The sequence below is a fragment of the Egicoccus sp. AB-alg6-2 genome, from assembly GCF_041821025.1.
In the GTDB taxonomy this organism is placed as follows: domain Bacteria; phylum Actinomycetota; class Nitriliruptoria; order Nitriliruptorales; family Nitriliruptoraceae; genus Egicoccus.
Window position 1 is genome coordinate 456,418 of record NZ_JBGUAY010000001.1, and the last position, 19,168, is coordinate 475,585.

Here is a 19,168-nt window from a genome sequence, read left to right on the forward strand (position 1 = left end):
GTGGTCATACCCCTGAAGGTGGCGCCATGACCGTCGCACTGTCGATCCTCGACCTCGCCGACGTCGGCGAGGACGAGACGGTCGCGGACGCCCTTCACGCCAGCGTCGCGCTCGCCGAGGCGGCCGAAGAGCTCGGGTACCGGCGCGTGTGGTATGCCGAGCACCACAACATGACGTCGATCGCGTCGGCGGCGACCAGCGTGCTGATCGCCCACGTCGCGGCGCACACCGCCACGATCCGCCTCGGTGCCGGCGGCATCATGCTGCCCAACCACGCGCCACTCACCATCGCGGAACAGTTCGGCACCCTGGCGACCCTGCATCCGGGCCGCATCGACCTCGGTCTCGGCCGTGCGCCCGGATCGGACCAGGCCACGTTCCGGGCGCTGCGGCGCGACCACGCGGCAGCCGACCGGTTCCCCGAGGACGTCCTGGAACTGCAGGGCTACCTGTCGGGGCCGTCCCGCGTCCCCGGTGTCGAAGCGACACCCGGCCGGGGGACCGACGTTCCGCTCTACATCCTCGGTTCGTCCTTGTTCGGCGCCCAGCTCGCGGCCGCCCTCGGGCTGCCATACGCGTTCGCGTCGCACTTCGCCCCGCAGGCGCTCCAGCAGGCCGTCGCGACCTACCGGCACGGCTTCCGGCCGTCCGCCCAGCTCGACGCACCGCACGTCATCGCGGCCGTCAACGTCATCGCGGCCGACGACCACGCCGAGGCCGAGCGCGAACTGCTCGCCACCAAGCGCCGCCGTGCGAGGCTGCTGTTCGGTCGCGACCGGACCCTGACGACGGCGGACCTCGACGCCGTCCTGGCCTCGCCCGCCGGCCAGCAGGTGGAACAGATGGTGCGCTACACGGCAGCGGGCACGATCGAGCAGGTCGAGACGTATCTGGCGTGGTTCACCGAGCACGCCGACGCCGACGAGCTCATCCTCGCGTCGGCAGGGACCTCGCGCGGAGCCCGCCTGCGCTCCCTGGAGTTGGTGGCGCAGGCGTACGGGCTCACGCGTCGCACCGATCCGGCTGCGCAGCGGGTCCCGGGCGCCGGCCAGCCGTCTGGGTAGGGTCGGTTTCCGACCGAACGGCCCCGGCCGGGTGGCGTTCGACACCCGCGGCACGCTCGTAGCGTGCGCACCAGGCGTGCAACGACAGGAGACGCCCGTCGTGGTCCACGTGCGTCCCGCCGAACCACGCGACCTGCGGGCGACCGCCCGCATCCATCGCGCCCAGCTGCCCGACGGGTTCTTCGCGCGGCTCGGTTGCGGGTTCCTGCGCTCCTACCACCGCACCTTCCTGCAGAGCGAGCACGCGATCGCCCTTGTCGCCGGAGACGCGGGCCGACCCCAGGGCTTCCTCGTCGGCACGCTCTCCAACCGTGACCACTACCGCCGCGTCGTGCGACGCTACGGACCCGGGCTGGCCGGCCGCGGACTGCTGGCGCTGAGCGTTCGGCCGCCCCTGGCGTGGCTCTTCCTGCGGACACGCGTCCGCCGGTACCTGCGCTGGGTCCTGCGCTATCCACTGCGACACCTCGGCCGCACGGGCGCGACGGCCGACCCGCCTGCCGAGACGCCGGCTCGTGCCGACAGCGCCGCCAGGGACGACGCGGATCCGGTCGGGCCGCGCATCGCCGTGCTCACCCACGTCGCCGTCGACGCCGTGTCCCAGGGCAGCGGCGCCGGGCGTGCGCTGGTGACCGCCTTCCTCGACGCAGCACGCGAGGCGGGCGCCGACGAGGCACGGCTCGTGACCGCGTCGCCCGGCCCCGCCGAGCGGTTCTACGAGCGCATGGGATGGACCGCCGGAGCGGTCCGGCCCGGCTCCGGCGGCAGCCTCGTCCGCGAGTACCGGTGGTCGCTGCGCGAGAACGCCACGTCGTGACCTCCGCCCGTGCGCTCGCCCCGGGCAACGAGCCGGCGTAGCGCACCGGGCGCATCGGCCGGCCGCAGGCTTCGGGGCACGGCCGCCGCTCGGCTACGATCGTCCGTCGGCGCCCACCTTCGGTGCGACGCCCTTCGCGTCCCCCGCACGTCACCGCAGCCCCAACGCATCTGGGAGGTCCTCGACCCATGCGCCGCCTTCTCGGCCTGCTGGCCCCCGCGCTGCTCCTCGTCGGCCTGCTGGCGGCGCCGAGCGTCGCGTTCGCGGACACGTCCGCCACCACGGTCCTGGCCGTCGAGGCCGGCGACCCGACGGGCCCCGACCCGATGCCGCGTGACGCCGAGGACAACCCCGCCCGTACCCTCGGGGGCTACGAGAACCGTGAGGTCCAGTTCACCTGGGGTGCCGCATGGATCCTGCTGGTCGCGGGCGCCTTCGGGGTGACCATGCTCGGTGGGCTGTACTACCTGCTCGTGCACCGGCCCGAACGCGAGGCGGCTGGCCGGCGCTGACCCCACCGACGAAGGCGCCCACGTGACCATCCCCTCCGAAGCCGGAACCGAGGGGACGTCTGCCGCCCCGCCGGTGATCGACGAGCAGGCCGCCATGTGGGCGGCATCCCTGGTCGCCCCCCGTCGCCGCGACGACGCCCACACGGTCCGCGACCTCCGCCACGAGATCCAGGCCGACGTACCGGACCTCGACGCGGCGGCACGCCGCTGGTCACAGCTCGGTCACGGCCTGCCCCCCACGCAGGCTCGCGTGGTGGGCCGGCTCGGCTGGGTCCGGATCAACGTGTCGAGCATGCGTGGCGCCTTCGCCCCGCTGCGCGAGAAGCTCTCGGGGAACCGGGCGCTGGCGTCGCGGGTCGTGGGGGTCCAGATCGGCGCCCTGTTCGGGTTGCTCTCGACGAAGGTGCTGGGGCAGTTCGTGCTGCCGCTCGGCGGTCCCGGCGGCGGCGAGTTGCTGGTGGTCGGGCCCAACGTGCTCGAACTCGCCGAGCGTCACGGCGACCTGGCCACCGACATCCGCCGCACCGTCGTCCTCCACGAGATCACGCACCGGTTGCAGTTCGACGGCAACCCATGGCTCGGCGAGCACCTGCGCGGGTTGGTCCAGCGCTATCTCGCCGACGCCCGCCTGGACCGCAACGCGGTCCGCGAGCTGGCACCGCGCCTGCCGCGCCTGATCGCCGAGGTGCGTGAGACCGGCACCATCGAGCCGCTGCTGTCGGCGGTGCTGACCGAGGAGCAGTCACGCATCGTCAGCCAGGCGCAGGGCCTGATGAGCCTGCTCGAGGGGCACGGCAACACCGCCATGTACGACGCCGCCGCCCAGGACCTCATCCGTGACCCCCAGGCCGTGCGCGACGCGCTGGCCGAGCGGCACGGCGACGTCACCTCCAAGCTGCTGTCGCTCGCCGGGATGGAGATGAAGCGGCGCCAGTACCGCGAGGGGGAGCAGTTCGTCCGTGGCGTGCTCGAGCTCGGGGGCGTCACCGCCCTCAACCATGCGTTCGCGGCGCCCGACCACCTGCCGCAGGCCGACGAGGTCGCCGACCCGGCGGGCTGGCTGGCGCGGGTACGGGCCGCCTGAGTGGAGCCACCGCTCGGCCCGCTGGCGCCCGGCCGGCCGCGTGACGTCCTCGTCGCGACGGTCCGGGCCGCCACCGCCACCGTCCCCGACGGCGCACGGGTGGTCATCGGCGTCTCCGGCGGCGCCGACTCGACCGCGGTCGCCTACCTCGTCGCCGAGGCACGCCCGGACCTGACCCCGACCCTGGCGCACGTGCGACACGGGTTGCGGCCCGACGGTGAGGAGCAGGCTGCTCTGCGCACGCACGCCGGCTACCTCGGCCTGGAGCTGCGGCAGGTCGAGGTCGAGGTGACCGCCAGCGGACGCGGGCTCGAGGCTGCGGCCCGGGACGCCCGCTACGGGGCGCTGGCGTCGGTCGCGGCCGACGTCGGCGCGGCGTGGGTCGTGGTCGGCCACACCGCCGACGACCAGGCCGAGACGGTGCTGCTGCGTGCCGCACGCGGCACGGGCGTCGACGGATTGGCAGCCATGTCGCAGGGCCGCGAGCTGCGTCCCGACCTGCACCTGCTGCGCCCGGCGTTGGGTCTGCGTCGCGCCGACCTGCGCGCGTTCCTCGTCGCCGAGGGGCTGCCCTGGGTCGAGGATCCGACCAACGTCGATCCGGCCATGCGGCGCAACGTCGTGCGTCACGAGGTCCTGCCCTCCCTCGCGCGGGCGGGGGGTGACCCGGTGGGCGCCCTCGGACGCCTCGCCGACCTCGCGCGGGCCGACGCCGCCGCCCTGCACGCGCTGGCCGAGGGACATGCCGCCGAGCTGGTGGTGCGGACCGGCGCCGTCCGCAGCCTCCCGGACGCGGGACTGGACCGGTTGCCGATCGCACTCCGGCGCCGTGTCGTGCGACTCGTGCTCGCCGAACTGCTCGACCAGCCGGCTGGTGCCGCTGCCGTCGAGCGGGTGCTCGATCTCGCGCCCGGCGCGGCGGTGGACCTGCCGGGCGGCGTGCGGGCGACGGCCGGTGGGGGCTGGCGGACGGTCGGGCCACCCACCGCGCCCAGCGAGGCCGAGCAGACGCTGTCGGTCCCCGGCGGCGTCGACTGGCCGCCCACGTCCATGCGCATCACGTCCCTGACGCCCGGCGCTCCCGCTCCCGCCGCCACCGATCCGGGCCAGATCGCCTTCGCGCTCGCCGAGGCCTGGACCCCGCCGCGGGTGCGCATCCCCGGCCGGCTCGTGCCGCCCGGCGGTACGGCGGAGCGGATGTCGCTCGCCCTCGGCCCCGTGACCTCGGCGCTCGTGGTGCGTTCCCGTCGCCCGGGGGACCGGCTGCGAACGGCGGGCGGCACGCGGCGCCTGCAGGACGTGCTCGTCGACGCCGGACTGCCCCGTCCCGTGCGCGACCTGTGGCCGGTCGTGGCCGCCGGGGACCGCGTCGTGTGGGTTCCCGGCATCGCCGCGGACGTCGAGGTGGTGCGTGAGGGCCGCGCGGCCCCCCGGGCGCTGCTGCTGGTCCAACGGGACGATTAGGATCCGCGACCCGGTTCCCCACCGCCTGCCGACGCCGCCGGGCGAAGGAAGTGCACCCATGTCCGAGCTGGCCTCGATCCCGCCGACGTTCCGCGACGACGTCGAGTCGATCCTGATCCCCGAAGCCGAACTCGACGCGCGGCTGGCCGAGCTCGCCGCCGAGGTCGACCGCGACTACGCGGGCAAGGAACTCCTGCTGGTCGGGGTGCTCAAGGGCGCCATCTTCGTGATGGCCGACCTGGCGCGCTACCTCACGGTGCCGTCGGCGATGGACTTCATGGCCGTCTCCTCCTACGGCTCCTCGACCTCCTCGTCCGGCGTCGTGCGCATCCTCAAGGACCTCGACACCGAGATCGAGGGTCGTGACGTCCTCATCGTGGAGGACATCGTCGACTCGGGCCTCACCCTCGACTACCTCACCAAGAACCTGCGGTCGCGCCAACCCGCCAGCGTCGAGATCCTGTCGCTGCTCACCAAGCCGAGCCGCCGCGAGGTGGACCTGCCGGTCAAGTACATCGGCTTCGAGGTCCCCGACGTGTTCGTCGTCGGTTACGGACTCGATTACGCCGAGCGGTACCGCTCCCTGCGCGACATCGTCACGCTCGCGCCCTCGGTGTACGGCGGCTGACCCTCGTCCGGGTCTGCCGACGCTGCCGCCCGGTCCACCCGGGCCGATGACGACCCTGCCGGACCCCGGCGCAGGCCCGGGGAACCGGTCTGGGTCGGTGGTAGCATCGAACTCCCAGAAAGACGCCCCGTTCCGGGGGCGTCGGCGAGTGTTCGTCCGCGCGCGTCCGTGGGCCCCAATCGGGCGTGATCCGCACGCTGCCCGCCGCGTCGGACAGGTGGAGGAAACGTGAAGCCAGGCCAGCGCCTTCTCCGCGGCCCCCTGCCCTGGGTCCTCGCCCTCGCTGCCGCCCTGTGGCTCGGTGTCAGCTTCGTGCAGGGGCAGGCCGCTCCGGACGAGCTGACCTGGACCGAGTTCGCCCAGGCGGTCGAGAACGGCGAACTGCAGGGACAGGACGTCGAGACCACGGTCGTGGGCAATCGTTCGGACCTCATCGAGGGCGAGCGTCGCACCGGCGGCGACACCGAGGCCTTCAGCGTCCACTACAGCCCCGAGATCAACCGCGACCAGCTCGCGAACTGGGTCGAGCAGGGCATGATCGGCTCGGTCGAGTTCGATCCCGAACAGCCGGGCGCGCTGACCTCGATCCTGGCGACCGTCCTGCCGTTCATGCTGATCCTGGTCGTGTTCTTCCTGCTCATGCAGAACATGCAGGGCGGCGGCGGCCGGGTGATGCAGTTCGGCAAGTCCAAGGCCAAGATGGTCTCCAAGGACGCGCCGAAGGTCACGTTCAGCGACGTCGCCGGCGCCGACTCCGCCATCGAGGAACTGCGCGAGATCAAGGAGTTCCTCGAGAACCCGACCAAGTTCCAGCAGATGGGCGCCAAGATCCCCAAGGGCGTGTTGCTGTTCGGGCCTCCGGGAACGGGTAAGACGCTGCTCGCGCGCGCGGTCGCGGGCGAGGCCGGGGTTCCGTTCTTCTCCATCTCCGGGTCCGACTTCGTCGAGATGTTCGTCGGTGTCGGTGCCTCGCGTGTCCGCGACCTGTTCGAGCAGGCAAAGGCCAACGCCCCGGCGATCATCTTCATGGACGAGATCGACGCCGTCGGCCGCCACCGCGGTGCCGGCATGGGTGGCGGGCACGACGAACGCGAGCAGACCCTCAACCAGCTGCTGGTCGAGATGGACGGCTTCGACGTCCGCAGCTCGGTCATCCTGATCGCCGCCACCAACCGGCCCGACATCCTCGACCCGGCGCTGCTGCGCCCGGGTCGTTTCGACCGCCAGATCGTGGTGGACCGACCCGACCTGATCGGTCGCGAGGCGATCCTGAAGGTGCACGCCCGCGGCAAGCCGCTGGCCGGTGACGTCGACCTGTCCGTGCTCGCCCGGCAGACCCCCGGGTTCACCGGCGCCGACCTGGCCAACCTGATCAACGAGGCCGCCCTGCTGGCCGCCCGGTTCGGCAAGAAGGAGATCGGCCACGCCGAACTCGAGGAGTCGATCGAGCGCGTCATCGCCGGTCCGGAGCGCAAGACCCGCCTCATGGGCGAGGGCGAGAAGCGCACCGTCGCCTACCACGAGGCCGGCCACGCGATCGTCGGTCACGCGTTGCCCAACGCGGACCCGGTGCACAAGATCACCATCATCCCGCGCGGGCAGGCGCTGGGCTTCACGATGCAGCTGCCCACCGAGGACAAGTACCTCATCTCGCGCAGCGAGCTCATCGACCGCCTCGCCGTCATGCTCGGTGGGCGCGTCGCCGAGGAGATCAAGATCGGTGACATCACCACCGGTGCCGGCGACGACATCCGCAAGGCCACCGCGACCGCCAAGGAGATGGTGACCCAGTACGGCATGAGCTCGAAGCTGGGACCGATCACGCTGGGGCAGCGGGACTCGCAGCCGTTCCTCGGCAAGGAGTTCGGCCACGCCCCTGACTACTCCGGTCAGGTCGCCTACCAGATCGACCAGGAGGTGCGGCAGCTGCTGGACGAGGCGCACGACGAGGCGCTCGAGATCCTGGTCGAGAACGACGACGTCCTCGAGCACCTGGCCACGAAGCTGCTCGAGGTCGAGACCGTGGACGGCGACCTGCTCGCCGAGGTGTTCGCCCCCATCGACAAGCGGCCCAGCCGTGCGCTCGAGGCTCCCGAGGCCCACGACCCGGCCGACGTCATCCGCAAGCTGCGCCGGCTGACCAACGGCTCCAGCAACGGGCACGGCAGCGGCAACGGACACGGCCCCCAGGGCGCCCTCGGTGCCGGCACGGGAGCCAGCGGCGGCGAGCACGACGAGTCGTGAGCCAACTGCCTCCCCAGATCGAGCCCGAGGAGGACGCCAGCACGGTCGCCGACCTGCCGGGCGTCAGGCCGCGACAGGCGTTCGACCACGACAAGATCCAGCGCGCCGTCCGGATGCTGTTCGAGGCGATCGGCGAGGACCCCGACCGTCCCGGCATCGTCGACACGCCGGCCCGGGTCGCGCGTGAGTACGACGAGATCTTCGCCGGCCTGTTGGTCGAGGACCCGGCCGCGGTGCTGTCGGTCGTCTTCGACGAGAGCCACGACGAGCTCGTGCTCATGCGCGACATCCCGTTCCACAGCCAGTGCGAACACCACCTGGTGCCCTTCGTCGGTCACGCGCACGTCGGCTACCTGCCCAACACCAGCGGGCAGGTCACCGGGTTGTCGAAGCTGGCGCGCCTGGTCGACGTGTGTGCGAAACGACCGGGACTGCAGGAACGCATGACGACGATGATCGCCGACGCGCTCGAGCGGGCGCTCGAACCACGTGGCGTGATCGTGGTCATCGAAGCCCGGCACTTCTGCATGGAGATGCGCGGCGTGCGCAAGCCGGGCGCCGAGACCGTCACCTCGACCGTTCGGGGCATCTTCCGCGAGGACCCGCGCACGCGTGCCGAGGCGCTGTCGTTGCTGCGTGGCGACCCGCGGCGCCACTGACGGTCGGGCGGTGGCCGGCGTTGGCGGCCCCGAAGTGACCGTGCCGTAGGCTCTCCGCTCGGTGTGGTGGCCGGCGGACGGCCGCCGTCACGGGCACCGGGACGACAGGCGAGGCAAGTGATCGACGCTCCGCTCACCCGCGTGGAGGAGGCCAGGCTCGTGCCCGCCGGGGGACCTGCCCGGCTGGCGCTGTCGCGCCTGCCACGCGCCGGCGAGATCGCCGACGCTGCCGCTGCCGCCCGCGGCGTCTCGGCGTGGGTCGACGGCCGCCTCGTGGTGACCGCCGTGCCCTCGCGGCTGATCGACGCGGCCGGCCGGGTCGGGGGCCGCGAACTGGCCGACCTCGTCGCCGGCAGCGTCGAGCCGGCCGTCGAGGCGTGGCTGGGCACCGCGCCCGACCTGCCACTTCCGGGCCGCGCCGTGCTCCCGACCGCGACGCGGCCGGTCGTCATGGGCATCGTCAACGTCACGCCGGACTCGTTCGCCGACGGCGGCGCCCACTACGCGCCCGACGACCACCCCGGCGCCGCGCTGCGTCACGGTCGCGCCCTGCTCGAGGCCGGTGCCGACGTGCTCGACGTCGGCGGCGAGTCCACGCGCCCGGGTGCGGACCCGATCGACGTCGACGAGGAACTGCGCCGGGTCATCCCGGTCGTCGAGGCACTGGCGGAGGAGGGCGCCGTCGTCTCGATCGACACGACCAAGGCGCGGGTGGCCCGCGAGGCGGTCGCCGCCGGCGCCGCCATCGTCAACGACGTGTCGGCGGGCGGGGTGGACGACGAGCTCGTGCCGACGGTCGCCGAGCTCGGCGTCGCCTACGTGCTGATGCACCGCCGCGGTACGCCACGGACGATGCAGGACCAGGCCGAGTACACCGACGTGGTCGGCGAGGTGTTCGACTTCCTGGCCGACCGACTCGACCACATCCAGGCGGCGGGCGTCGGCCGCGAACTGGTCGTGGTCGATCCGGGTATCGGCTTCGCGAAGACCGCCGAACACAACCTCGTGCTGCTGCGCCGACTGCGTGAGTTCACCTCACTGGGGCGGCCGGTGTTGATCGGCACGTCGCGCAAGGCTTTCCTCGGACGGGTGACCGGTGCCACCTCGACCGACGACCGTGTCGTCGCATCCGTCACCTCCGCCGCGCTGGCCGTCCGCAGCGGCGCCCGCATCGTGCGTGTGCACGACGTCGCCGAGACCGTGCAGGCCCTCGCCGTCGCCCACGCGATCGCGACGGCCGGCGACGAGGCCTAGGAGCGCCCGGTGGACCGCATCTCCGTGACCGGCATCGAGGTCTTCGGGCGCCACGGCGTGCTGCCCCATGAGCGCGAGATCGGGCAACGGTTCGTCGTCGACGTCGTGCTCGAACTCGACCTGTCGCCGGCGGCCGCATCCGACGACCTCGCCGACACGGTCCACTACGGCGATCTCGCCGCGGACGTCGCCGGAATCGCGTCGGGGCAGCCGGTGCAGTTGATCGAGGCGCTCGCCGGGCGCATCGCCGATCGCTGCCTGCAGGCACCGATGGTGCACGCCGCCGAGGTGACCGTGCACAAACCGGCCGCGCCGCTGCCGGTCGTCGCCAGCGAGGTGGCCGTCACGCTGCGCCGCGAGCGAGCCGACGGAAGCTCCGTCGCGTGAGCAGCGAGCAGGTCATGCTGGGCCTCGGTGCCAACGTCGGCGACCGGCTCGAGACGCTCGCCGCAGCCGTGCATGCCATCGACGACCTCGACGGCGTCGCGGTCCAGGACGTCTCGGCGGTCTACGAGACGCCGCCGTGGCCGCCCGCCGACGACCCGCGCGCGGTGACCCAGGAGGCGTACTACAACCTCGTGGTGAAGGCGGTCACCAACCTCGAACCCCCGCAGCTGCTCGAGGAGACCCAGCTGCTCGAGCGGGCTTTCGGCCGGGACCGTGACCGCGAGGTCCGCTGGGGGCCACGCACGCTGGACATCGACCTGCTGCTGTTCGGCGACCGCGAATACGACAGCGACACCCTCACCCTCCCGCATCCCCGCCTGGCCGAGCGCGCCTTCGTGCTCGTCCCCCTCCTCGAGATCATGCCGGGTGGTGCGCTGCCCGACGGCCGCCGGCTGACGCACCTGTTGGCGGCGCTCGCGCCGATCGAGGGCATCGAACCGGTGGTCAGGCTCGAGGACCTCCCGGGTCGGCGCTTCGAACGGCCGACCGGACCGTCGGCCCCACCCGCCTCGTTCTCCCGGCCGGAGTTCGGCGCCCCGGCGGACGACCCGGGACGGCAGGGGTGAGGTACCGCACCGCGATCATCGGCCCGGGCCGCCTCGGCACCCTGCTCGCCGTCGCCTGCAGCCGAGCCGGCCATCGCGTCGTCGGTGTCGCCGGCGGCAGCGAGTCCTCGCGCGCCGGCCTGGCCGACTCGGTCGCCGGTGTACGGACCCACGACACGCCGGGCGAGGCCGTCGTCGGCGCCGACCTCGTGCTGCTCGCGGTCCCCGACGACGCGATCGTCCCGGTCGTCCGGGACCTGGCTCGCGCGGACGCCCTGCATTCGGGCCACCGTCTCGTCCACGTCGCCGGATCCGTCGGGCTGGGCGCCCTCGACCTCGCCCGGCGTGCCGGTGCGTCGGTCGCGGCCTGTCACCCGGCGATGACCGTTCCCGACGGTGCCCGCGATCCCGACCTGCTGGTGGGCACCGCCTGGGCGGTGACCGCGGCCGGTGACGACCGGACGTGGGCGCACGCGCTGGTCCGCGACCTCGGCGGGGACCCCGTCGACGTTCCCGAGTCGGCGCGGGTGCTCTACCACGCCGGGCTGACGCTGGGGGCCAACGCCGTGGGCGCCGCGGTGGCCGCCGCCCGCCAGGCGCTGCTGGGCGCCGGTCTCCGCGAGCCGGAGCGGTTCCTGGGCCCGCTGGTCGCCGCGAGCGTCGCCAACGTGCTCCGCGACGGCGCCACCGCGCTGACCGGCCCGGTGGTGCGTGGCGACGTCGGCACGGTGGAGCGCCACCTGCGGGCGCTGACCGACGACCTGCCCCACCTCGCCGACGCCTACCGCGCCCTGACCGAGGCCGTGCTCGCGCAGGCGGGACCCTCGCTCGACGACCCGACCGTGCGCCGTCTGCGCGCGGCCATCGCGGAGCAACCATGCAACGGTTGACCACGATCGCCGAGGTGCGCGCCGCCGTGGCCGCCGAGCGACGTGCCGGTCGCACCGTCGCGCTCGCGCCGACCCTCGGGGCGCTGCACGAGGGACATCTCGAGAACGTCCGGATCGCCGCCGCTCACGCCGACGTCGTCGTGGTGAGCGTGTTCGTCAACCCGACCCAGTTCGACCGCCCCGACGACCTCGCGGCCTATCCACGCACGCTCGCGGCCGACGAGGACGCGCTGCGGGGACTGGGCGAGCACGCACCCGCGTACGTCTTCGCGCCCGACGAACGCGAGATGTACCCGGTGCCGCCGGCGACCACCGTCCACGTCGCGGACGTGACCACGGTCCTCGAGGGGGCGTCGCGCCCCGGACACTTCGACGGCGTCGCGACCGTGGTGACCAAGCTGTGCAACATCGTCGCGCCCGACGTTGCCGTGTTCGGTCGAAAGGACTTCCAGCAGAACGTCGTGATCCGCCGCCTCGTCACGGACCTCGACCTGCCGGTGCGGTTGGTGTTCACCCCCACGGTGCGAGAGGCGGACGGCATGGCGATGTCGTCACGAAACCGCCGACTCGACGCCGATGGCCGTGCGGCGGCGGCCGCCATCCCACAGGCGCTGCGCGCGGCCGTCCTCGCCGCACGCGACGGGCGCGACCGGGACGGTGCCGTCGACCCCGGCCGCGTCCGCGCGGCTGCCCTCGCTACGCTCGCCGACGTCCCAGCCGTGGTCGTCGACTACGTCGAGGTCGTCGACCCCGACACGCTGGCGCCCCCCGACGCACCGCGCGGGGAGGCCGTCGGCACCGCGACGTCACCGTCGACCGCTGCGGGACCGTCGCGGGCCCTGCTGGTCGCGATGGCCGCCACCGTCGGCGGCGTCCGCCTGATCGACAACGTCGAGATCGGCGACGCGGCCGACGAGGACCGGCTGCTCGCCGCCACCAGCGCCGCCGCGCCGCACCAGTGACCGGTTGGAACCACGGCCCCCGTGACCTGCGGGGCGTGAACGACACGGAGTGCCCATGCGCCGCATGCTGATGAAGTCGAAGATCCATCGCGCGACCGTCACCGAGGCCAACCTCGACTACGTGGGGTCGATCACGATCGACCGGGACCTCATGGAGGCCGCCGACCTGCTGCCCAACGAGAAGGTGCAGGTGGTGGACAACGACAACGGCGCCAGGTTCGAGACCTACGTCATCGAGGGTCCGCGCGGGAGCGGCGTCCTGTGCCTCAACGGTGCCGCCGCCCGCCTGGTGCATCCCGGTGACACCGTCATCGTGATCAGCTACGCCGAATTCGAGGACGACGAGGCCCGTCGGTGGGAGCCGACCGTGGTGTTCGTCGATGCCGACAACCGTCCGACCAGCACCCGGAGTGAGGTCCATGGCGTCAGCGCCTGAACCGCCGTCCCGTCCGCCGCGGCCGGACCAGCCGCCGCTCGACGCCCACGCCATGGTCGCCGCCAGTCGGGACGTCGTCCGCCGCGCCCTGCAGGAGGACCTCGGCGCGAACGGCGACGTCACCAGCATCGCGACCATCTCCCCGGACGCCACCGGGCACGCCGACCTGGTCGCGCGCGCCGACGGGGTCGTCGCGGGCACCGCCCTGGTCGTGCAGGTCTACGACCAGCTCGACCCGCGCGTGGAGGTCACGCTCCAGGTCGGCGAGGGCGAGCGGGTCGCCGCCGGACAACGGTTGGGCCGGATCGTGGGACCGATGCGGTCGATCCTGACCGGAGAACGGACCGCGCTCAACTTCCTGACGCACCTGTCCGGGATCGCCACGCGCACCCATGCCTACGTGCAGGCGATCGCGGACACCGATTGCGTCGTGCGCGACACCCGCAAGACCACGCCCGGACTGCGTCTGCTCGAGAAGGCGGCCGTGCGCGCCGGTGGGGGCGTCAGCCACCGGATCGGGCTCTTCGACGCGCTCCTGGTCAAGGACAACCACGTCGCCGCCGCCGGCTCGGTCACGGCGGCGACGCGCCGCGCCATCGCCCGGTGCGGCGGCCGTCCGGTGCAGGTCGAGGTCGACGCGCTCGACCAGCTCGAGGAGGCGGTCGAGGCGGGCGCACGAGACCTGCTGCTGGACAACTTCAGCGTGGAACAGACCCGCGTCGCCGTCGAACGGGTCCGCGAGCTCGAACGCACCCACGGACGGATCCTGCTCGAGACCTCCGGCAACGTGAACCTCGACACCGTCGCCGACTACGCGCGCACGGGTGTCGACCGGGTCTCGGTCGGCGCGATCACCCACTCCGCCCCGCAGCTGGACATCGGCCTGGACATCCACCTCGACCCGGCCGGCTGACCGCGTCGCACCGAAGGGTCACCCGTGCTGCTCGCCATCGACGTCGGCAACTCAAACACGGTCGTCGGCGTGTTCGACGGCGACGACCTCGTCGAGCACTGGCGGCTGTCGACCGACGTCGAACGCACGCCCGACGAGTTCGTGCTCGCGCTGGCCGGGTTCCTGGGATTCGCCGGCCTGGACCTGCGCGCCGAGATCGACGGCGTCGTCGCCGGCAGCGTCGTGCCGCCGGTCACCGAGGTGGTCCGCGAGATGACGCAGCGCTACCTGCCGTTCGCCCCCGTGATCGTCGAACCCGGCGTGCGCACCGGCATCTCGTTGCGCCACGACCATCCGAAGGACATCGGCGCCGACCGCATCGTCAACGCCGTCGCCGCCCACGCGCGGTTCCCGGGAGCCGCCATCGTGGTGGACTTCGGCACCGCGACCAGCTTCGACGCCGTCAGCGCCGACGGCGCCTTCGTCGGCGGAGCGATCGCCCCGGGCGTGCACATCTCCGCCGAGGCGCTCGTGCAGCGCGCCGCCCGGTTGCCGAAGGTCGAGACCGTGGCACCGCCCTCACCGATCGGCCGCTCGACGGTCACCGCGCTGCAGTCCGGCATCGTGTACGGCTTCGCCGGACAGGTCGACGGGATCGTCCGGCGGATCGCCGGTGAGCTCGGCGGCGACGTGACCACCATCGCCACCGGCGGCGGTGCACCCGCCGTCCTGGCCGCCTGCGAGACCATCGACGACCACGACCCGTGGCTCACGCTCGACGGTCTGCGCCTGATCTGGCAGCGCAACCAGTAGGCCGCCCCGCCGGTGACGCTGCGCACGGCCAGCGGGGTAGCGTTGGCCGCCCCGCCGCCACCTCTGGATCGATGACGTCGTGACCGACACGCCCACCCCCGAGCCCGTCGACGAACCGTCCGAGTCGAAGCTCGACGAGATCGTGGCCGCACGTCGGGCGAAGGTGGCCCAACTCCGCGAAGCGGGCGTCGAGCCCTACCCGGTCGCGTTCGCGCCGACGACCACGGTCGCCCGCCTGCGCGAGCGCTACCCCGACCTCGAACCGGGCAGCGAGACCGGCGAGGAGGTGACCGTCGCGGGCCGCATCGTGGCCAAGCGCGAGATGGGCCGTCTGCGGTTCCTCGTGCTGCGCGAGGATGGCGCGGACGTGCAGCTGTTCTGTCCGGTGAAGGCGCTCGACGAGGCCGCGCGCGGCCTGATGGAACTGCTCGACGTCGGCGACTGGCTCGGTGCCACCGGCGAGGTGCTGGCCACGAAGACCGGTGAGTTGTCGGTGAAGCCCTCGACGCTCACGCTGCTCGGCAAGGGGCTGCGGCCGCTGCCGTCGTCGTGGTACGGGCTGGCCGACACCGAGGCGCGGTTCCGCCAGCGCGAGCTCGACCTGACCGTGAACGCGGACGCCCGACGGGTGTTCGCCATCCGCGCCAAGGTGCTCAAGGCGCTGCGCGCCGAACTCGACGAGCGCGACTACGTCGAGGTCGAGACGCCGATGCTGCACCCGATCCCCGGTGGGGCGACGGCCAAGCCGTTCGTCACCCACCACAACGCGCTGGACACCGACCTGTTCCTGCGCATCGCGCCCGAGCTCTACCTCAAGCGCCTGATCGCCGGTGGCATGCGCCGCGTCTACGAGATCAACCGCAGCTTCCGCAACGAGGGGATGTCCCCGCGGCACAATCCCGAGTTCACCATGCTCGAGACGTACGAGGCCTACGCCGACTACCACGGGGTCATGGACCTCACCGAGGCGTTGGTGCGCCGGGCCGCGACCGAGGCCCTCGGCACCCTCGAGCTCACCTACCAGGGTCGTGAGGTGTCCCTGTCCGGACCGTTCCGGCGCGCCAGCCTGCTGGAGCTGACACGGGAGGCGACCGGCCGTGACGACCTCTCCTACGAGCTGCCCGTCGAGGAGTTGCGCAAGCTCTGCGCCGAGCACGAGGTCCACACCGAGGACGCCTGGGGGCCGGGCAAGCTGATGCTGGAGCTGTACGAGGCGCTCGTCGAGCACACCCTGTGGGACCCGACGTTCGTCGTCGACTATCCCGTCGAGGTGTCTCCGCTGGCGCGCCGGCACCGCGACGACCCGCACGTCACCGAGCGTTTCGAGCTGATCCTGGTCGGCCGCGAACACGCCAACGCCTTCTCCGAGCTCACCGATCCCGACGACCAGCGGGGGCGCTTCGAGGCCCAGGCGCGCGCCAAGGCGGCCGGCGACGACGAGGCGATGGTCGTCGACGAGGCGTACCTGCGCGCGATGGAGCTGGGCATGCCACCGACGGGCGGCCTCGGCGTCGGTGTCGACCGGCTGGTGATGCTGCTCGCCGACGTCGCCAACATCCGCGACGTCATCCTGTTCCCCACGCTGCGCCCCGAGCAGTGACCGACGCACGTCGCAGGTGCGCGCGATCGGTCGGGCACACGGCGGCACGACCGACGCCCGTTTTCCATTCGTGCGGGTCCGTCCGTGGTTACGTCCGCGGTAACCCGCACAAATGGCGAGGGGGTGGGTCGGGATGACCACGTTCACCGTCTACACCTCCTCGTCGGACGCGATCGACGCGCGGTATCCGGCGGCAGCGGCCGCGTTCGGTCGGCGCATCGGCGAACGCGGGGACGCGCTCGTCTACGGCGGCACGGACGTGGGGGTCATGGGCGTGCTCGCCCAGGCGGTGCGTGACGCCGGTGGCCGGGTCACCGGCGTGGTGCCCCGGATGATGGAGGAGCGCGGCATCGCCGACGAGGCCTGCGACGAACTGCTCGTCACCGAGGGGATGAGCGATCGGAAGCAGCAGATGATCGCCCGGGCCGATGCCTTCGTCGCACTCCCCGGCGGGTTCGGGACACTCGAGGAGCTGCTCGAGGTGCTCACCCTCAAACAGCTCGGCTACCACGACAAGCCGATCGTGCTGTTGGACCTCGACGGCTTCTTCGGCCCCCTGCTGGCCTTCTTCGAAAGGTTGTACGCGACCTCGTTCGCTTCGCCGGTCTACCGGCAGCTGTACGCCGTCGCGCCCGACGTCACGGGGATCTTCGATCACGTGGACGCCTACACGCCGGCGGGACTGCCCGCCAAGTGGGCCTGACGGCGGGCAACACGCTGCGCGCGGGCGGCGGACCTAGTCTTCGGCGCGTTCACGCAGCCAGCGTGCGAGGTCGCGGGCGGCGTCCGCGGGCGTCTGGTCGGTCGGCTCGTCGGCGACGTCCCCCGCGGGGGCTTCGGCCGTGTCGTCCGCCGGCGCGTCGTCGTCGCCGAGCCGCAACATGACCCCGACGGCGAACAGGGCCAGCCCGACCAGGAGCACCACCCGCCACCCCTGGCCGGGGCGGGCCCGCGGGTCGGCGGGCTCCTTCGGCTCCGTGACCGCCTCGGACGCCCCGGCAGCTCCCGCCGGTCCCGTCGGACCGTCCGGTCCGCCCTCGGTGCCCGGGCCGGCCGTCTCGGGCAACAGCAGGGTCGGAGGACCAACCGCCACCGTCGCCTCGTCATCGATGGCCGCGGCGGCCTCGGATGCCGTCGCGGACAGGCCGCTGGCGAGCTCGTACAGCGCCGACTCGGCGGACTGCGGACGGTCCTCCGGACGCGCGGCGAGCAGGCGCAGCAGCAGCCGGCGCAGGCGGTCCGGCACGTCGTCGGCGAGGCCAGGTGCCTCCGGGCCCGGCGGCTGGCCGGTCAGCAGCTCGTACAGGGTCGCGCCCAGGGCGAACAGGTCGGTCGCCACCGAGGCCGGCGCGCCACGTCGCCGCTCGGGCGCCAGGTAGGAACGGGTCCCGACCACGAAGCCGGTCCGGGTGATGCCCGGAGCGTCGGCGGCCTCGGCGACGCCGAAGTCGGCGACCTTGACGGTGCCGTCCGGTGCCCGCAGGAGGTTCCCGGGCTTCACGTCGCGGTGCAACAGGTCGGCACCGTGTGCCGCCGCCAGGCCGGCGAGCGCCTGCGCCGTCACCTCGACGACCGTGTGCGGGTCGAGCGGTCCGTCGCGGGCGAGGACTTCGGCGAGGCTGGGACCGTCGACCAGTTCCATCACCAGGTAGGGCCGCCCCGCGTCCTCGCCGACGTCGTGGACGGCGACCACGTGGGGGTCCGTCACGCGGGCCGATGCCCGCGCCTCGCGCAGGAAGCGTTCCCGCGCGTCGGCATCGGCAGCGAGGTTGTCGGCGAGGAGCTTCACGGCGACGTCCCGGTGCAAGACCGTGTCCGTCGCACGGCGCACCAGGCCCATGCCGCCGGCGCCCAGGAGCGGGCCGAGCACGTACCGGCCGTCGGCGAGCCCGTCGGGCTCGGTCGGCATCGGCTCGGTCGAACGATCCGGAGGGCCGGGCTCCTCGCCGTCGGGGTCGCTCACCCCCGCCCCTTGCCCTTGCCGCCGCCGTTGTCCTTGCCCTTCGCCTTGCCGTCGTTGCCCTTCGCCTTGCCGTCGTTGCCCTTGCCCTCGCCGCCCTTGCCTTCGTCGCTCCGGCCACCGGCGCTGTGCGTGTCCCCGCCCGTGGCGTCGCCGCCGGCCGCGGCGCCCGCAGCGCCCCCGTCGCCCTCGTCGTCCGCCGCATCGGTGTCGTCCGTCGCCGCGTCGTCCGCGGCGGCGACGGGCTCGCACTCGAGTTCCGTGCTGACCTGCTGGGCGACGTGCTCGATGCGTGCGACGACGTCGTCGGGCACGTCCCCCTCGGCATGACCGGCCTGTGCCTCGGCCAGCAACGACTCCGCCTGGTCGATGGCGCCGCAGGCCTCGTCCGCTTCGAGCAGCGCTGCCAGCTCGTCGGCGCCCGCGGCGAGCTCGCCGGCGGTGCCGCTGGCGAGCGCGGCTCCCCCGGAGGCGGCACAGGCCGTCACGGCCAGGAGCAACGGAAGCGCGCCGAGCAGCGGCAGCAGGCGGGAACGGGCGGCATGGGTCGTCATGACCGGGCAGCGTAGAGCCGGCTCCGCCGACCCGTCCGGCGCCGCTCGCGTCACCCGGCCGGGACCGCGTGCGCGGCACGCCCGGGCTGTCCGTGCCCGGCACGAGGGAGCGGGCGCACGGAACGCGACCCGCACGCACCGCCGGGAAGCTTCTGCGCCGCGTGTGCGTTGGAACGATGTTCAGGGACCCGGAGGCGCACCGCCTTCGCCGTCGGCCGTTCCTTGCGCCGCATCCACTAAGGCCGACGTCATCCCCTACGGACGTGGCGTACACCAGATACCAGCTTTCGAGCTTCCGTTACGATCGTCCGGGCCGAACACGTCCTCAGCCGGAGGATGTCAG

At 73.1% G+C, this 19,168-nt stretch carries 20 protein-coding genes; 18 read left to right on the top strand and 2 right to left on the bottom strand.

The genetic code is table 11. The annotated features are described in order from the left end of the window. The first annotated feature begins 26 nt into the window (after nucleotides 1-26). From ACERMF_RS02260 to ACERMF_RS02345, 18 genes are all read left to right on the top strand, one after another. Nucleotides 27-1,064 carry an LLM class flavin-dependent oxidoreductase gene (locus ACERMF_RS02260; protein WP_373667384.1) on the top strand — a complete coding sequence of 346 codons (1,038 nt, stop codon included), beginning with the start codon at nucleotides 27-29 and terminating at the stop codon, nucleotides 1,062-1,064. A 100-nt stretch (nucleotides 1,065-1,164) separates the two neighbouring features. Then, nucleotides 1,165-1,881 carry a GNAT family N-acetyltransferase gene (locus ACERMF_RS02265; RefSeq protein WP_373667385.1) on the top strand — a complete coding sequence of 239 codons (717 nt, stop codon included), beginning with the start codon at nucleotides 1,165-1,167 and terminating at the stop codon, nucleotides 1,879-1,881. Nucleotides 1,882-2,069: 188 nt separating this feature from the next. Continuing rightward, the gene (locus ACERMF_RS02270; protein ID WP_373667386.1) at nucleotides 2,070-2,393 is read left to right on the top strand and encodes a hypothetical protein; all 324 of its coding nucleotides are present in this window, start codon (nucleotides 2,070-2,072) and stop codon (nucleotides 2,391-2,393) included. Nucleotides 2,394-2,415: 22 nt separating this feature from the next. Next, nucleotides 2,416-3,477, top strand: a complete 1,062-nt coding sequence (locus ACERMF_RS02275) for a zinc-dependent metalloprotease (RefSeq protein ID WP_373667387.1) — start codon at nucleotides 2,416-2,418, stop codon at nucleotides 3,475-3,477. Next, complete coding sequence (gene tilS, locus ACERMF_RS02280; RefSeq protein ID WP_373667388.1) at nucleotides 3,478-4,941, top strand: tRNA lysidine(34) synthetase TilS; 1,464 nt, start codon at nucleotides 3,478-3,480, stop codon at nucleotides 4,939-4,941. It abuts the gene before it with no gap. 58 nt (nucleotides 4,942-4,999) lie between these two features. Beyond that, nucleotides 5,000-5,569 (top strand): hypoxanthine phosphoribosyltransferase, encoded by a 570-nt coding sequence (hpt, locus tag ACERMF_RS02285; RefSeq protein ID WP_373667389.1) that lies wholly within the window; start codon nucleotides 5,000-5,002, stop codon nucleotides 5,567-5,569. 228 nt (nucleotides 5,570-5,797) lie between these two features. Beyond that, a complete protein-coding gene (ftsH, locus tag ACERMF_RS02290; protein WP_373667390.1) occupies nucleotides 5,798-7,813 on the top strand; it encodes an ATP-dependent zinc metalloprotease FtsH in 2,016 nt (671 codons plus the stop codon). A 113-nt stretch (nucleotides 7,814-7,926) separates the two neighbouring features. Next, a complete protein-coding gene (gene folE / locus ACERMF_RS02295; RefSeq protein WP_373667454.1) occupies nucleotides 7,927-8,472 on the top strand; it encodes a GTP cyclohydrolase I FolE in 546 nt (181 codons plus the stop codon). A 117-nt stretch (nucleotides 8,473-8,589) separates the two neighbouring features. After that, on the top strand, nucleotides 8,590-9,726 hold the full coding sequence (folP, locus tag ACERMF_RS02300; protein WP_373667391.1) for a dihydropteroate synthase: 1,137 nt from the start codon (nucleotides 8,590-8,592) through the stop codon (nucleotides 9,724-9,726). A 9-nt stretch (nucleotides 9,727-9,735) separates the two neighbouring features. Next, nucleotides 9,736-10,113, top strand: a complete 378-nt coding sequence (gene folB, locus ACERMF_RS02305; RefSeq protein ID WP_373667392.1) for a dihydroneopterin aldolase — start codon at nucleotides 9,736-9,738, stop codon at nucleotides 10,111-10,113. Further along, nucleotides 10,110-10,739 carry a 2-amino-4-hydroxy-6-hydroxymethyldihydropteridine diphosphokinase gene (gene folK, locus ACERMF_RS02310; RefSeq protein WP_373667393.1) on the top strand — a complete coding sequence of 210 codons (630 nt, stop codon included), beginning with the start codon at nucleotides 10,110-10,112 and terminating at the stop codon, nucleotides 10,737-10,739. Before folB ends, folK begins: the two co-directional genes overlap by 4 nt. Then, a complete protein-coding gene (locus tag ACERMF_RS02315) occupies nucleotides 10,736-11,608 on the top strand; it encodes a Rossmann-like and DUF2520 domain-containing protein (protein ID WP_373667394.1) in 873 nt (290 codons plus the stop codon). The genes folK and ACERMF_RS02315 overlap by 4 nt, the downstream gene beginning before the upstream one ends. Then, nucleotides 11,596-12,570 carry a pantoate--beta-alanine ligase gene (gene panC, locus ACERMF_RS02320; RefSeq protein WP_373667395.1) on the top strand — a complete coding sequence of 325 codons (975 nt, stop codon included), beginning with the start codon at nucleotides 11,596-11,598 and terminating at the stop codon, nucleotides 12,568-12,570. Before ACERMF_RS02315 ends, panC begins: the two co-directional genes overlap by 13 nt. 55 nt (nucleotides 12,571-12,625) lie before the next feature. Next, on the top strand, nucleotides 12,626-13,006 hold the full coding sequence (gene panD / locus ACERMF_RS02325; RefSeq protein WP_373667396.1) for an aspartate 1-decarboxylase: 381 nt from the start codon (nucleotides 12,626-12,628) through the stop codon (nucleotides 13,004-13,006). Next, nucleotides 12,990-13,919, top strand: a complete 930-nt coding sequence (nadC, locus tag ACERMF_RS02330) for a carboxylating nicotinate-nucleotide diphosphorylase (protein WP_373667397.1) — start codon at nucleotides 12,990-12,992, stop codon at nucleotides 13,917-13,919. Before panD ends, nadC begins: the two co-directional genes overlap by 17 nt. A gap of 24 nt (nucleotides 13,920-13,943) precedes the next feature. Further along, entirely contained in the window at nucleotides 13,944-14,711 is a 768-nt protein-coding gene (locus ACERMF_RS02335; RefSeq protein ID WP_373667398.1) for a type III pantothenate kinase, read from the top strand. Nucleotides 14,712-14,790: 79 nt separating this feature from the next. Beyond that, nucleotides 14,791-16,311, top strand: coding sequence for a lysine--tRNA ligase (lysS, locus tag ACERMF_RS02340; protein ID WP_373667399.1), 1,521 nt, complete (start codon nucleotides 14,791-14,793; stop codon nucleotides 16,309-16,311). Nucleotides 16,312-16,444: 133 nt separating this feature from the next. Next, on the top strand, nucleotides 16,445-17,014 hold the full coding sequence (locus ACERMF_RS02345; protein ID WP_373667400.1) for a TIGR00730 family Rossman fold protein: 570 nt from the start codon (nucleotides 16,445-16,447) through the stop codon (nucleotides 17,012-17,014). A 33-nt stretch (nucleotides 17,015-17,047) separates the two neighbouring features. Here ACERMF_RS02345 and ACERMF_RS02350 read toward each other — a convergent pair whose 3' ends face one another. Then, entirely contained in the window at nucleotides 17,048-18,274 is a 1,227-nt protein-coding gene (locus tag ACERMF_RS02350; protein ID WP_373667401.1) for a serine/threonine-protein kinase, read from the bottom strand. Continuing rightward, nucleotides 18,271-18,825 (bottom strand): hypothetical protein, encoded by a 555-nt coding sequence (locus tag ACERMF_RS02355; RefSeq protein WP_373667402.1) that lies wholly within the window; start codon nucleotides 18,823-18,825, stop codon nucleotides 18,271-18,273. The genes ACERMF_RS02350 and ACERMF_RS02355 overlap by 4 nt, the downstream gene beginning before the upstream one ends. Nucleotides 18,826-19,168: the final 343 nt, after the last annotated feature.